Source organism: Chelativorans sp. ZYF759 (genome assembly GCF_012911015.1).
GTDB lineage: Bacteria > Pseudomonadota > Alphaproteobacteria > Rhizobiales > Rhizobiaceae > ZYF759.
On record NZ_WVVV01000016.1, the window covers coordinates 1 to 14,980 of the forward strand.

The 14,980-nt window shown below is 62.2% G+C and carries 12 protein-coding genes; 6 read left to right on the forward strand and 6 right to left on the reverse strand.

The features are described from left to right. Positions 1-204 precede the first annotated feature (204 nt). The 6 genes from GRZ55_RS19245 to GRZ55_RS19270 all read right to left on the reverse strand — a co-directional run bounded on the left by GRZ55_RS19245 (position 205) and on the right by GRZ55_RS19270 (position 5,957). Positions 205-714, reverse strand: coding sequence for a quercetin 2,3-dioxygenase (locus GRZ55_RS19245; protein ID WP_169288588.1), 510 nt, complete (start codon positions 712-714; stop codon positions 205-207). Between the two features lie 530 nt (positions 715-1,244). Next, complete coding sequence (locus GRZ55_RS19250) at positions 1,245-2,438, reverse strand: IS91 family transposase (RefSeq protein WP_169288589.1); 1,194 nt, start codon at positions 2,436-2,438, stop codon at positions 1,245-1,247. A 12-nt stretch (positions 2,439-2,450) separates the two neighbouring features. Beyond that, positions 2,451-3,338 carry a tyrosine-type recombinase/integrase gene (locus tag GRZ55_RS19255; protein WP_169288590.1) on the reverse strand — a complete coding sequence of 296 codons (888 nt, stop codon included), beginning with the start codon at positions 3,336-3,338 and terminating at the stop codon, positions 2,451-2,453. A gap of 232 nt (positions 3,339-3,570) precedes the next feature. Then, on the reverse strand, positions 3,571-5,487 hold the full coding sequence (traG, locus tag GRZ55_RS19260) for a Ti-type conjugative transfer system protein TraG (RefSeq protein ID WP_169288591.1): 1,917 nt from the start codon (positions 5,485-5,487) through the stop codon (positions 3,571-3,573). Beyond that, positions 5,474-5,689 (reverse strand): conjugal transfer protein TraD, encoded by a 216-nt coding sequence (gene traD / locus GRZ55_RS19265; RefSeq protein WP_169288592.1) that lies wholly within the window; start codon positions 5,687-5,689, stop codon positions 5,474-5,476. Before traD ends, traG begins: the two co-directional genes overlap by 14 nt. Before the next feature lie 4 nt (positions 5,690-5,693). Further along, positions 5,694-5,957 carry a TraC family protein gene (locus GRZ55_RS19270; protein ID WP_169288670.1) on the reverse strand — a complete coding sequence of 88 codons (264 nt, stop codon included), beginning with the start codon at positions 5,955-5,957 and terminating at the stop codon, positions 5,694-5,696. Positions 5,958-6,212: 255 nt separating this feature from the next. Here GRZ55_RS19270 and traA point away from each other — a divergent pair, with 255 nt between their 5' ends. From traA to GRZ55_RS19300, 6 genes are all read left to right on the forward strand, one after another. Continuing rightward, positions 6,213-9,521 carry a Ti-type conjugative transfer relaxase TraA gene (traA, locus tag GRZ55_RS19275; protein ID WP_169288593.1) on the forward strand — a complete coding sequence of 1,103 codons (3,309 nt, stop codon included), beginning with the start codon at positions 6,213-6,215 and terminating at the stop codon, positions 9,519-9,521. Continuing rightward, positions 9,518-10,051 carry a conjugative transfer signal peptidase TraF gene (traF, locus tag GRZ55_RS19280; protein ID WP_169288594.1) on the forward strand — a complete coding sequence of 178 codons (534 nt, stop codon included), beginning with the start codon at positions 9,518-9,520 and terminating at the stop codon, positions 10,049-10,051. Before traA ends, traF begins: the two co-directional genes overlap by 4 nt. Before the next feature lie 16 nt (positions 10,052-10,067). Next, a complete protein-coding gene (locus GRZ55_RS19285) occupies positions 10,068-11,192 on the forward strand; it encodes a conjugal transfer protein TraB (protein WP_169288595.1) in 1,125 nt (374 codons plus the stop codon). Between the two features lie 288 nt (positions 11,193-11,480). Then, positions 11,481-12,734 carry an ATP-binding protein gene (locus GRZ55_RS19290; protein WP_169288671.1) on the forward strand — a complete coding sequence of 418 codons (1,254 nt, stop codon included), beginning with the start codon at positions 11,481-11,483 and terminating at the stop codon, positions 12,732-12,734. Between the two features lie 339 nt (positions 12,735-13,073). Beyond that, positions 13,074-13,964 carry a LuxR family transcriptional regulator gene (locus GRZ55_RS19295; protein WP_169288596.1) on the forward strand — a complete coding sequence of 297 codons (891 nt, stop codon included), beginning with the start codon at positions 13,074-13,076 and terminating at the stop codon, positions 13,962-13,964. Between the two features lie 11 nt (positions 13,965-13,975). Continuing rightward, on the forward strand, positions 13,976-14,707 hold the full coding sequence (locus GRZ55_RS19300) for an acyl-homoserine-lactone synthase (protein ID WP_368856648.1): 732 nt from the start codon (positions 13,976-13,978) through the stop codon (positions 14,705-14,707). The last annotated feature ends 273 nt before the right edge of the window (positions 14,708-14,980 follow it).

Genomic DNA, 14,980 nt, shown 5'->3' on the forward strand with positions numbered 1-14,980 from the left:
CCGCATCCATCCTGCCGCTTCCCCATGACGGTCGCGCCATCGCCGACATCAGCCGCAAATCGAAATCCCCATAGATATCGACTGTCGCCCGCGGGTTCCTGCATGAGAGGCTTTCGTACGCCTGACGGCACCCGAAACCCTTCGCCATTGCGGTCGATCGCAAGTCGCTTGCGGCCTCCCGAAAGCTGCCGCTCCGAATTTCGGTCACTCGTCCGGCAGTTCACTGATGAATTCGATCCCGAAGTCCTGAGCCGTCGCCATGACCTTGTCCCAGTCAACGTCATGGGTTGCGGGCAGCCCGTCCGCGCCCGCAGGTGCTGAAATGGCACGATAGAACTCGCCGTGATGGGCCGTGGTGAAGATAAGGTAGCGTGCGGTGTCCGAAGTGATCCGGAACCCATGGATTGCCCCAGCAGGCACATGAAGAAATGAACCCGGGCCGCTGCGGATTCCGGCTTGGCCACTAATATAAAAGGTGATCTCCCCATCTAGCACATAGAAGGATTCGACATCCTTCTCATGTCTGTGCAAAGGGACGGCCTCGCCGCGCTTCGATGTCTCTTCGACTAAGCAAAACTGACCGCTGGTGGTCTTGCCGGTGGCCAAGAAATGGGTGCAGGTCTCGCCCATCCAGCGCACTTCGCTCGCAACGGCGCTGGAGAGATAAACGCCTGACGTATCGAGTTGTGGACTGCCCGCTATGTTGCCATCCATAATTGGAACCTCCTGAGACGCTGGCGGCTAGTGGCACTCGAACCTCATTCAACCAAAGAATCGCAATGCCGGCAATGACGACTCAAAGTCATTCGCCGTTGGTCTCGGCCTCGTGCATACCTTTTTCAGCGGGGTCGCCTCCTGAACGGCCGCTATCTCCGCTGAGCCGCCCGAAACCTGCCAGTCCCCTTCCCTGAAGGTTTTTCGATGCGGGCCGCAGCGCAACGTTTGCCGCTGGCATTGGCGGCCCGCGTTGACAAACCTTGGAAGGAGGAAGCCGCGTGGGCTGGGTGGGACCTATGGGGAAAGCGCGCGGCCGCAGGTGTCTGGTGTGGAGTTTGATGCTGACTGCAGAAGAAGACGGGCCGGCCCGAGCGCGTGTGATGACATGATGGGCAGCAGCCCTGACGGTCTCCTTCCTGGCGGTTCCGACTGTTTTGTGGTGCTCAGCCTTATGTGGCGCAAACCGATGCGATCCCGGAATGCTGTGTCTTTCCGGGTCGGCTTTGGCCGATATGACGGGCGGCTCGTCATGCTGCCTGCTCCCTTGGTGGTGCACGGGATCTGGGCTTCTGGCCGCGTCGGAAGATCTCGATGATGCGCATCGGGCCGCCACAGTCGGGGCATGGCTCTCTCAGGGTGAGCGGGATGATCTCGGCGCTTGGCGGATTACCCTGTCTGGCGGTGTGCGCTCCGAGCAAGGCGCGGATCCTTGCGATCGTGGTCTTGCGGCCGGCGCTGGCGAGAAGGCCGTAATGCCGGATGCGGTGGAAGCCGTCGGGCAGTACGTGGATCAGGAAACGGCGGATGAACTCGCCGGTGGCCAGCCGCATGACCTTTTGATGGTCGCCATTCTTGATCCGGTAATCCTTCCAACGGAAGGTGACCGTCTCGGCATCGGCGCTGATCAGGCGGCTGTTAGAGATGGCCACGCGATGGGTGTATCGACTGAGATAGGCCAGCACGGCCTCGGGACCGCCGAACGGAGGCTTGGCGTAGATCACCCATTCGGATTTGCGGAAGGGGGCAAGCCAGGCGGCGAAGGTGTCAGCTTCAGCCAGCCCGGCCAGGTCACCGAAGAAGACCAGATTACGTGCGCGATGCAGCGCCAGCAGCCCGTCGATGAACAGCCGTCGAAACAGCCGCGACAGAACCTTCACGGGCAGAAAGAACCCCGGACGGCAGCCAATCCAGCGCGTGCCATCCGGCGACAGCCCACCGCCGGGCACGATGATGTGCACGTGCGGGTGATGGGTGAGCGCCGAGCCCCAGGTATGCAGCACGCTGGTCATGCCGATGCGGGCGCCGAGGTGGCGCGGATCGGCGGCGATGGTGGTCAGCGTTTGCGCGGAAGCGTGGAACAGGAGGTCATAGACCGCCTTCTTGTTCCAATAGGCGATCTGCGCGATCTGTGCCGGCAGAGTGAAGACGACATGGAAATACTCGACCGGCAGCAGGTCTTCGGCACGGGCGGCCATCCAGTCGCGCGCAGCCGGTCCTTGGCACTTCGGGCAATGCCGATTCTTGCAGGAATTGTATGCGATGTGCTGGTGGCCGCATTTGGCGCAAGCCGCCACATGCCCGCCGAGCGCCTCGGTCCGGCAGGCCTCGATCGCCGACATGACCTTGAGCTGGCTCAGACTGACATGCCCGGCATTGGCCTGCCGCCATGCAGGCCCATGGGCGCGGAAGATGTCAGCGATCTCCAGCTTCGGCCGGGACACCCCGGCGGCGTGTCACTCCAACCCGCGTCTGAGGGTCTGATCCTGCAACTGCTTCAGGCGCTCGAACGGGCTGACCGTGTTGCGGATCGTCTTGGTGGCGACATGGGCATAGCGGGCGGTCGTGCTCAGTTTGGCGTGGCCGAGCAGAACCTGAATCACCCGCACATCGGTGTTTGCCTCCAGGAGATGCGTGGCGAAGGAGTGGCGCAAGGTGTGCAGCGTGGCGGGCTTGGCGATGCCCGCCTTATGCCTGGCCGAGGTGAAGGCTCGATTGAGCTGACGCGGCGACAGCGGATTGATCTTCGGCTGGCCCGGAAACAGCCATCCCCGCTGCCGCGATTCCCGCCAGTACTCGCGCAGCAGATCCAACAAGGCCGGCGAGAGCATGGCCTTGCGATCCCTGCCGCCCTTGCCTTCCTCGACGTGGATCAACATGCGCTCGCTGTCGATATCGATGACCTTGAGGTGGCAAACCTCTGAGGCCCGCAAGCCAGCACCGTAGCTGATGCCAAGCGCTGCGCGATACTTCAGACCCGGCCCGGGAACCGCAGCCATCAGCTCGGCAATCTCCTCGACGCTCAAGACGACAGGCAGCTTCCGCGGGTTGCGCTGGAACTGCATATGCCGCTTCATCTCTTCGCGTCCGCAGGTGACGCCGAAGAAAAACCGCAGCGCGACGATCCGGGCATTAAACATCGAGGGCGTCACCCCGGCATTCGTCATGTGCAGCTGATAGGCGCGCAGGTCGTCGAGTGTCGCGGTGTCTGGTGATCGCCTCAGAAACCCGGCGAAGTCTTTGACGGCCCGGATATGGGCCTCCTGGGCTTTGTCGCCCATTCCACGGATGCGCATGTCTTCGATCATGCGCGCGCGCAGTGGGGTGGTCCTCTCCTCCTTCACGGGAACCTCCTGTCTAATGATTGAGAACACCCCAATCGTCAGGCCGGGAACCCCGAAACACAAAGAACCACGGTCAATCAGTAGGCGCACCGCCTGTTACAAGCGCTATTGCCGCGCGAGCGGCTTAGTCCATCCACCCCGAAGCCGAAACACCTGTATAGACGACCCGAGCCGATGTTTATCGATTGGAGATCTCGGGTGGGTGACAGTCACTTCACGTTTCCGCCGGTTGTCAGTCACTATCATGGAAGCGATTTCTCTCGACGACGCACTTCATGTCCGCCCGGCGAAACCAGATCGAGCGGCCGCATCTGAGCGGAGCATTGCCGGCTGTAAAGATGATCTGTTCGTCAGCGCGCATGCGCATGACCTCCTCGGGCAGGATCAAAGGTCGCGCCGCCAGTTGCCTGGAGCGTGTGCGCGACGATCCCGCCATTCGGGACGTGCGGCTGAGCTGGTCGACCTCGACGGTGGTGTTGCCACATCGTCGCGAGATGTAGTCGGCGGTCTCCGGATCGTTGATTGCGGCAAACGAAATCCACGAGGCCGATTCGAACCATTTCGAGGTCGCGTCCCGGCCACCATAGGTCTCGCGCATCTGGCCGATCGCCTGGAAGAGCAGCAACAGGCTGATGCCATATTTCCGTCCGGCGTCCCGCGCGGTCTCCAGGATGCGCAGATAGCCGAGCCGGGCGACCTCATCGAGCAGAAACAGCGTGCGCCCCTTCACTTCCCCATTCCGATTGTAGATCGCGTTCGCCAGCGCACCGATGATGGTGCGCGCCAGTCCTGGATGCGCCTCGAGTGTCTTGAGATCGAGATTGACGAACAGATCGGTGTTGCCGTCCGCCAGGTCATCGGTCGAAAAGCTGTTGCCGGAAACGAGCGCGGCATAGCTTGGATAGGACAGCCAGTGGGTTTCCTTGACCGCATTGGCATAGACACCCGAAAAGGTTTCCGGCGTCATGGCGATGAAGGGGGCGACGTTCTCCTTGACGAAAGCCGACTGCGAACTGTCATATATCAGCTGCAGCCGCTCGCGCAGCTTGGGCTCTGGCTCAGAGAGATTTGCCCGCATCTGTCGCAGATGCTGGTGTTCTTTTTCCGTATGCCCGGACAGGCACACATCGGCGATCAGAACGGTGATGAGCTGGAGCGCAGACGCGCGGAAGAAGTCGTCGCGGATCGAGGCCTGGCGTGCCGTGTCGGTCACGACCCAGGTGGCAACCGCCACCACATCTTCCTCTTTCGTGCCCCCGAAACGGCCGATCCAGTCGAGCACATTGAATCCCGTCGCAGGCGCCTTGGGATCGAGCACGAACACCGAGCGTCCAGCCTTTCGCCGATGCCCGATCACCATCGGCGCAACCTCATTGGACGGGTCGAGAGCGACCAACGCGCCGCCCCATTTGAGCGCCGTCGGCACGGTGACGCTGGTGGTCTTGAAGCCGCCCGAACCGGCAAAGACCATCCCGTGCGAGGAGCCGAAAGAACCATCAAAGCAGAGCAGGGGAGACTTGCCGCCCGCTCCCCAGCTCTCCTTGTCATTGGCGCGGAAACCGCGCTCGCCGGTCACGTCCTTGTCGACGCGGTAAGCCTCGCCAAGGACGATCCCGCCGGTGTCGGGAAAGAGGCGGCGAGCCGCGGGGATACTCATCCAATCACTCTCGCCATGAATGGCGCGTTTGCCCCGCACCCGACGAGGCGCGGCCATCGCGAACGCAGTATTTCCGCGCATCGCAATACGCAGGCCGAAGACGCCGGTCATGGTGGTGACGAGCGCACCCATTGATGTCGCCGGATCGATGAAGTGGGTGATGCTGCTTTCTGGTGGAACGGCCTCGAGGAGCGCCTCGAGCCGTACAAACTCCCGAACAATGGCGACGATCACGATCGCAATCGAGCCGATCATCACGCCAGCGCCAGCGCTTCGGATCGCGATCGAGCCCTTTGCTGCAAAGAGGATGACGATCCCGGTGCCCGCAGCCACGACATAGGGCAGCGCGATCCCCACCCGGCCCAGCACGAGCTGGGCGTCCTGCGTTGTGCCGAAGCTCGCCATCCAGTGTTCGATGCCGTTGAGCAACACGACCATGGTCGTCATCAGCACACCGGGCACCACCAGCATGGCGATCCTAGTCGGGGTCATTGACGAACGCCTTTTCCCCAATCGCCAATAGCCTGCCGCGTTCCTTCTCGTCCGCCCTGATGCGGTTAGCACCATCGATTAGAAGGCCCAGCAGCAGCGCGCGCTTCTCATAACGCAAACCTGCCTTGGCGATCAGCCCGCCAAGCCGGATCTTCTCGCGCGTGTCCTTTTTGCGCGCTTCGGTCTGGCTTGCCTGTCGCATCCGCTCAAGCCTCGCCAGCCGGCCCCGGAGTCGCGCCAGGCGCGACCTGCGGGGCGCTGGGTTTCGAGGCTCGCCCGCTCCCCTTGCGAAACCGCCCTACGATTTCCTCGAAGGCGGAAACGAGCGCGCCGTCCTCGACAGTGACATCGCCGAGGCCCGCTCGGAGTGCGAGCCGTCCGATGCGCTCTGCCTCGCGCGTCTCAGCAAGTTTGAGCTGCTCTTGCAGTTTGGCGATCTCTTCCCTGATCCTTGATGACGGCTTCTTCATTCCGGTTGTTTCCTTCTCGATCATTCGCCCGTTGGCGATGTCGAGATTCCCCCGGGATCGCGCACAGCGCGACCCGGCACAAATGCCGGGTCGGCGAAGCCGACGCTTTGAGAGATCATCCCGGCGTTCCGAAGGAATGCCTCCAAGGGCGCAGTAATACGTCGCTGATGCGACGTGCTTCGCCCAGCCCCCGATAGTGCGGGGCAGATCGGCGGAACCCCCAGTCCGATTCACACCTCGGGAGCGATCGTCGTCTTGGCCATCACGCATTTCACGCCCCAGATCATCGGACGCTCGGACGGGCGCAGCGCGGTGCTGTCGGCCGCCTACCGGCACTGCGCGAAGATGGAACATGGGGCCGAGGCGCGGATGGTCGACTATTCGGCCAAGCGCAACCTCGCCCATGAAGAGTTCCTGCTTCCCGCCGATGCGCCAACATGGGCGCGCGAGATGATTGCCGACCGTTCCGTTGCCGGTGCAGCCGAGGCCTTCTGGAACAGGGTCGAGGCTTTTGAGAAACGCGCTGATGCCCAGTTCGCCAAGGAGTTCATCATCGCTCTTCCGGTCGAGCTATCGAAGGAGCAGAACATCGCGCTTGTTCGCCAGTTCGTCCACGAGCAGGTGCTTGCCCGCGGCCAGGTCGCGGACTGGGTTTATCACGAGGATCAGGGCAATCCCCACATCCATCTGATGACAAGCCTGCGGCCGCTCACCGAAACGGGGTTCGGGGCAAAGAAGGTTGCCGAGATCGGACCGGACGGACAGCCGGTTCGCACCAAGACCGGAAAAATTAAGTATCGACTTTGGGCTGGAGAAAAGGCCGAATTCCTCGAACAGCGCCAGCGCTGGCTTGATCTCCAGAACCAGCATCTCGCTCTCGGTGGCTTCGAGATCCGCGTCGATGGGCGTTCTTATGCCGAGCGCGGTATCGACCTCGTGCCGACGACCCATATCGGCACCGCCACCAAGGCGATCGGACGAAAGGCAATGAGCGAGGGCATGGGAACCGAGCTCGACCGGCTGCGCCAGCACGCACGCACCCGCGAGATCAATGCCAAGCGCATCATTGCCCGACCCGAAATTGTCCTCGACCTCGTCTCACGGGAAAAGAGCGTCTTCGACGAGCGTGACATCGCAAAAGTGCTGCACCGCTATGTCGACGATGCCGGCGTATTCCAGCAACTCCTCACCCGCATTCTCCAAAGCCCTGATTGTCTCAGGCTCGAAACCGGAACCATCGACTTTGCGACCGGCGCGCGAGTGCCAGCCAAGCTCACCACACGCGAGACGATCCGGGTCGAATCCGAGATGGTCAAGCGTGCCGCATTCCTCTCGCGGGCAATTTCGCATGGCGTCCGGGAGAATGTGCTGGCGGGGATCTTTGCGCGGCATGCGCGGCTTTCGGACGAGCAACGAATAGCGATCGAGCACGTTACGGGCCGCGCGCGGATCGCGACCGTTGTCGGGCGTGCGGGTGCCGGCAAGACCACCATGATGCGCGCGGCGCGTGAGGCATGGGAGGTCGCCGGCTACACGGTGGTCGGCGGAGCCCTCGCCGGCAAGGCGGCGGAGGGGCTGGAGAAGGAAGCAGGCATCGTCTCGCGCACGCTCGCCTCCTGGGAGCTGGCCTGGAAAGACAACCGGAACCGGATCGACTCGACAACTGTCTTTGTCATGGACGAGGCCGGCATGGTCGCCTCGAAGCAGATGGCGAGCTTCGTCGAAGCCGTATCGAGGGCAGGGGCCAAAATGGTGCTTGTCGGCGATGCCGAACAGCTCCAGCCGATCGAGGCGGGGGCCGCCTTCCGCGCCATCGTCGAGCGCACCGGTTATGCTGAACTGGAGACGATCTACCGCCAGAAGGAAGCCTGGATGCGCGCCGCATCGCTCGATCTGGCGCGCGGGAATGTCAGCTCTGCGCTCGACGCCTACAAGGCCAATGGCAGGGTCATCGGGGCAAAGCTGAAGGCTCAAGCCGTCGAGAACCTGATTGCATCCTGGAACCGCGATTACGATCCCAAAAGATCCTCGCTCATCCTGGCCCATCTGCGGCGGGACGTGCGCACGCTCAATATTCTCGCCCGTGCAAAAATGGTCGAACGCGGCATTGTCGGCGAAGGTTTTGCGTTCCGGACCGAGGACGGGACCCGGCATTTCGATGCTGGTGACCAGATCGTGTTCCTCAAGAATGAGGGCTCGCTCGAAGTGAAGAACGGCATGATCGGCAAGGTGGTCGAAGCTGACCCAGGCAGGATCGTCGCCGAGATCGGCGAGGGCGAGGGTAGCCGACGCATTACGGTCGAGGACCGCTTCTATCGCAATCTCGATCTCGGCTACGCAACGACAATCCATAAAAGCCAGGGCGCAACCATCGACCGCGTCAAGGTGCTCGCCTCGCTCTCGCTGGACCGGCACCTGACCTATGTGGCGATGACCCGGCACCGTGAGGATCTGGAGGTGCATTACGGCGCGCGATCCTTCCAGATCGCCGGCGGCTTTGAAAAGATCCTGTCGCAACGGAATGCCAAGGAAACGACGCTCGACTACGCCAATGGCCGCTTCTACCGCCAGGCGCTCCGCTTTGCCAACAATCGCGGCCTGCATCTCATGCGCGTTGCGCGAACGCTTGCCCGTGACCGGCTCGAATGGACGTTACGCCAGAAGCGGCGTCTTTCCGATCTGGGCCGCAAACTGCGCGCGGTCGGGGAACGACTCGGCTTCGTCGATCGCCGCCAAGCCGCCACCGTCAGATCCAACAGGGAGCTCGAACCGATGGTCAAGGGCATCACGGCCTTCCCTAAACCCGTCTCCGAGATTGTCGCGGAGAAGGCGCATGCCGACCCCGCAGTGGCAAAACAATGGGAAGAGGTCTCCGATCGCTTCCGCCTGGTCTTCGCCAACCCCGAGGCAGCGTTTCGGGCTATGCGCTTCGATGCCATGCTGTCCGATTCATCGACTGCCTCGGAGCGTCTCGGCCAGCTTGAACGCGCGCCAGAGACGATCGGATCACTGCGCGGCCGCGAAGGGCTTCTTGCTGGTCGGGCCGATCGCGAAGCGAGGCGCGAAGCCGAGATCAATGTGCCGGCGCTCAAGCGCGAGATCGAGCGCTACATCCGCTTGCGCGAGGCCGCCACGCGCCGGCTCGAAGCCGACGAAAAGGCACTGCGCCTTCGCGTCTCGATCGATATCCCCGCGCTGTCGCCCGGCGCCAGCGTTGTCCTCGAAAAGGTCCGCGACGCAATCGACCGCAACGACCTTGCGGCCGCCCTGGGGTTCGCACTGGCCGACCGCATGGCCAAGGCCGAAATCGACGGGTTCAACAAGGCGGTATCCGAGCGCTTCGGCGAACGCACACTGCTCGCGAACGCCGCGAGGGATATCGAGGGTCAGGTGTTCAAGAAGGCCGCCAGTGGTTTGCCCGCCCACGAGCGTGAGAAGCTGACGGCGGCCTGGCCGATCATGCGTGCCGGTCAGCAACTGGCCGCCCACGAGCGGACCGTCCAGGCGCTCAAGGAGACCGAGGCGTTGCGCCAGTCGCAGCGCCAGTCCCAGGTGCTCAAATGACGCGGCGGGGGTTGGCGATCATCATTCTGGGCATCGGCGGGGCCGCTGTCCTCGGCCTGTTTGCGGCGGGCCATTTGGGCGGTCTGCGGCTCAACCTGACACCGAGCTATGCGCTCGGCATCTGGCGCATCGTGCCGCTCGACCGCGAAACCGCCATCGGCGATCTGGTCTTTATCTGCCCGCCTCAAACCGAAGCATTCGCGCTCGCCCTCGAGCGGGGCTATCTGCGCCCGGGCCTGTGTCCGGGCTGGTGCAGCCCGCTGATCAAGACGGTGGTGGCGACACCAGGTAAACAGGTCGAGATCGCCAGCGCCATCAGCATCGACGGAGCGCCGCTCGCGGGATCCGAGGTTCGGGAGACGGACGCCGAGGGCAGGGCACTTCTTCCCCATGTTGGCGGCGCCGTGCCGCCCGGCCATCTCTTTCTTCATTCCGAATATGCAGGTTCCTATGACTCGAGATATTTCGGGCCGATCCCGGCCGCCGGGCTCCTCGGTCTCGCCCGTCCGGTCCTCACCATTGACCCGTGACAGCTTGAAACCGGCCATGCTAGCGGCCCTAGCAGTCACCGTCGGCGCGATCGGCTGGAGCGGCCATCCGCTCACGCTGCCGCTGGCCTTCGCGTTTCCTGCATTGTGGGCGTTCTCTCCCTCGCGGCTCACTGCGGCCATCGTCTCGGTGGGGTATTTCCTGGCCGCCTCGCGCGGCCTGCCGCAGGGTGTCGTCAATTTCTACGGCAGCGGCATGGGCGCCGGATTTGCGCTTTGGTTGGCCGCCTCGGCCGGCTTCGTTTATGTCCATGCCATGCTTTGGACGGCGCGGCCGGGATGGGTCAGGGCATTGCGCTATGCCGCTGCTGCGATCCTGATGAGCGTCCCGCCATTCGGCATCGTCGGCTGGGCGCATCCGATCACCGCCGCTGGAATCGTGTTTCCCGGTTGGGGGTGGTGGGGACTTGCGGCGGCAGCGATCGGCCTCCTCGCCATGACGACGAAGGTCTGGCCGATCGCCACGCTCGTCTTGGGAGGAGCGTTTGCCTGGTCCGCCGCAACCTGGACCACGCCGAATCTGCCTTATGGTTGGGTGGGTGTCGACACGAAATTCGGGGGTGAACTCGGGGAATATGCCGGGTATTTCCAGCATCAGGAGACCATCGCTGCCGTGAAGGCTGCTGCAGCAAAGGGCCGCAAGGTTGTGGTTCTGCCAGAGAGCGCTGCCGGGATGTGGACCCCCACGGTCGAGCGGCTTTGGCTCCGAGAGCTCGAAGATCTCGACGTCACCGTCAATCTCGGCGCGATTGTCCTCGACGGACAGGGCTACGACAATGTCATGGTCGAAATTTCGGGCGAGGGGTCGCGGGTTCTCTACCGGGAAAGAATGCCGGTTCCTGTGTCGATGTGGCAGCCCTGGACGAGCGGCGGCGCGAACGCGCTTTTCTTCGCCAATCCGGTCGTCGAGTTCGCCGGCGTCAGGATTGCCCTGCTGATCTGCTACGAACAGCTCATCATCTGGCCGGTCTTGCAATCGATGGTCTATGGTCCCGAGGTGATCGTCGCGACCGGCAATGGCTGGTGGACCGGCGAGACCAATATCGTCGCGATCCAGAAGGCCAGTGCCGAAGCATGGGCGTCGCTGTTCGGCCTGCCCCTGCTCATGGCCTTCAACACATAGGAGGACATCGGATGATCAATGCCGAATTGATCCAGCAATGTGCTGATCCCCGGCTCGAGGTCGAAATCGTGCAGCAGTTCGTTTCCGAGATGAAGCTGCCGATCATTTGACCGCCCATGTGGCTGAGGGGTAACCGCAGGATGTCGGTGTCATAGCCCGAGATCAGCGAACTGGCCATTGGCGACATTATGGCAGTTGAAGCGTCGGGCTCGTCGATCTATCAACCAGATCAAAAATCAGTCGACGTTTCACTTTAAATTGGACGGCTCTTGCATTAAGAATGGACGAATGACCAGTTCAATTACGCCGCGCAAAATCATCGACCGCAAGGTGAGACCGCTCGTCGAGTCGGCACTCGCCGACACGCGGGTTGTCCTAATCGTTGGCCCACGCCAGGCAGGAAAGACCACTCTCGCCAGGCAATTCGCCGGTTCGGATCGACCCTATATCACCCTTGATGACGCAGGCGCATTGAGTGCGGCCCGCGCCGATCCCGTCGGTTTCGTCAGAGGCATCGAGAAGGCTGTGATCGACGAAGTCCAGCGCGCCCCCGAGCTGATGCTGGCGATAAAGGAGAGCGTTGATCGCGACGATCAGCCGGGCAGGTTTCTTTTGACCGGCTCCGCCAACATAGCCACAGTGCCTGCGATCGCCGATTCTCTTGCCGGAAGGATGGCGACAATCTCGCTGCTGCCGTTCGCCCAATCGGAGATCCACTCCACGCCAGGGCGCCTTCTGGACCGACTGTTCTCAGGTGAAGAGCCTTCGGCCGAGGAGGGTACGGTATTCGGGGACGAACTGCTCAAACTCGTACTGCGCGGCGGCTATCCGGAAGTGCTGCGTAGGCCGAGTCATGCGCGGCGCAGCGCATGGCTCGAAGACTATGTGACGCAGATCCTCGACCGGGATGTTCGCGACATCGCCAACATCGACCAGCTCGATCGGTTGCCTCGCCTGCTGAACGTACTCGCGGAACACGCAGGGCAACTGGTCAATCATTCCAGTTTCGGCGCAGCTCTCGGCCTGTCGAGTGTGACGGCACAGAAATACGTGGCGATCCTCGAGCGGCTTTTTCTGGTCAGAACCCTAAAACCCTGGTCGAGCAATCGGCTGAGCCGGCTTATCAAGACGCCGAAACTGCATTTCCTCGACAGTGGGCTCCTTGCGACATTGCGTGAGGACGAGGAAGAGGCGCTCGGGCAGGACCGGACGCGGTTCGGTGCCGTGCTCGAAAGCTTTGTGCTCTCGGAGCTCCTGAAGCTCGCATCCTGGTCGGAGCGGCGAGTGTCCTTCTCGCACTACCGGACCAAGGATCAGGATGAGGTCGATGTCGTGATCGAGGATCGACGCGGCCGGATCATCGGAATCGAGGTCAAAGCTTCCGCGACGGTGCGTCCGCATGATTTTCGGGGACTACGCCAGCTTCAAGAAGCAGTCGGCGATCGGTTTGTGCGCGGACTGGTGCTTCACGACCATGATCGCGTGACGCCTTTCGGCGAAAAAATGCAGGCGGCGCCGCTGTCCATCCTATGGTCGATGTGATGTCGCGTAATTTACATTATGGAACGGCTATTGATCCGGTTCTGCTATTTGCAGATTGACAATTCACCTACCGATTGTTCGCGGCCAAATGAGCGGGTTCCTCGGCGCTGAAGCCGGTATAGCGTGAATACGACCGCGAGGCATTCTCCAGGCTCGCGTTTCGCCAACGAGACGAATGCTGCTTCGTCGGTCAGGCACCCTCGAACTGGCGGAGCATCGTGGCCACCCGAGAATCTCGCTTGGTGGATGCGGCTGGCGGTGCAGAACATTTTGTCTATCCCGTTGCCCGATTTGGGAAGGTTTACCTTGCGGCAAGATTCACGGTGAGCGACGCTGCAGATGAGCGCTTCATTGTCCGCAAATACGACCACCTCACTTCTGTCCGCCTCTGCCACAACGAAATTCGAGAGCGCCGGCCTCAAGGTCTTGTCGGAGACGCTTGGCAGGGGTGGTCCGATTGCAGACAGGCGCAATACCGCAACAATTACCTGGGTACCGATGACAGGAGACAAATTCACCCGCCTGCTGGCAGAAATCGAGGAAGTGGGCAATCTTCTCGATCTGGAAAGGCTGTTCGAGCAGATTGCCGAGACCTACGGCCTCACGACCGTGGCGTATCTCGGCGCGGGCATCGGGAAAGGTGAACAGCAACGGGAGCCATATGTAGCGGCGACATACTCTCTCGATTGGATCGAGCGGTACAAGGCGGAGCGCTACGTTGAGATCGACCCGGTCGTTCAGGTCGGGATGCGCCGGATGCTGCCGATCGATTGGCGAGATTTCGCTTCGCCCACCGACCGCATCCGAAATTTCTTTGGCGAGGCGAAGGAGTTTGGCGTCGGCCGCCGAGGCCTGTCAATTCCCGTGCATGGCCGACGCGGTGACAGGGCTCTGTTCTCGGTTACGAGCAGTGTGAGCGACCGTGACTGGCGCTTGCGGAAGAAGCACTCCATGCGCGACTTCCAGGTTCTCGCTGTGCATGTGCACGCCGTTCTGCTCGACCTTGAGGGTGCCCCGATCCCCGATGTCAGATTGTCGCCGAGGGAGCGCGAATGCCTGCTGTGGATTGCTGAAGGCAAGACGGCATGGGAATGCTCAGTGATCCTTGGGCTCTCGCTCCACACCGTGCGATGCTACCTTGAAAGCGCCCGGCATAAACTCCGGGCGTCCAGCAACACCCATGCGGTGGCCAAAGCCGTCAAGACTGGCCTGCTTTGGACTACCCCGTAAATCCGGCCGAAGTGCCGGATTACTGCGGCTTCCAGCGTCTTCTACGCCTCCTCGCGTTGTCAACCAACGCGAGGACAAGCGCGATGATCAGAATTGTCGAAGGTATTGAACGCAGTCTCCACGCTGAGATCATGGACGAAATGTTTCTCATGCGCGCCGAGGTCTTCTCTGGCCGTCTCGGGTGGGAAGTCTCCGTTACGGATGGCCGGGAAATCGACCGCTTTGATGCGGAAAACCCGCTCTATCTCCTCTCCGTCCACGAACAGACAGGCGCTTTGCAAGGCGCGGTTCGCCTGCTGCCGACGACCGGCCCCAACATGCTGCGAGATGTGTTTTCGGTCCTCGTGCCGGGCGGGGCACCGGAAAGCCCTCTTATCTGGGAGAGTTCACGTTTTGCTGTCAATCCAGCCATCATGACCACCGGCGAACGATCCCAGGCAAATCACATCGTTAACCGCGTGACGATCGAACTTCTGTGCGGAATCGTGGAGGTATGCCAGCAGGCCGGCGTCGAGCATGTGGTCTCGGTCTTCGATGCCCGGATGGCCCGCATTTTCCGGACGGCAAACTGCTCATTCGAAATCATCGGCGCGCCCACCCGAATCGGCAAGTCCATGACCTATGCCGGGCTGTTCGAAATGACGGACCACATGCGCAGGCGCCTCGGGACGGTGGGAGATCTGCCGCCAGCAGTGCTCGCGACCCCAGCCTTGCCGGAACTGGCGCCCGCAGCTCTGGTCTGAAGCACCTGCCCGCGACGCTGCTGGCCTTCGGCATGACCATGTCATATAAGTTGCCCCGAGGCGGTACGCGCCGCCTCGGGGCTTAGAAACCCCACCACAGAGCTGGTGTCGGCTGACGCGACACCAAGGATCCTCTGGCCATCGGCCGGGGGCCTGCGACGTATGTCCAGGCACCCGTGCTAAAGGTCGCAGGGACCGTCTGTGGCGGTTTTCTAACCCCCGGCTTGGGGTCATGGTCTTATCTTTCGCGGGGGCGCACCGCGAACCAAGCCG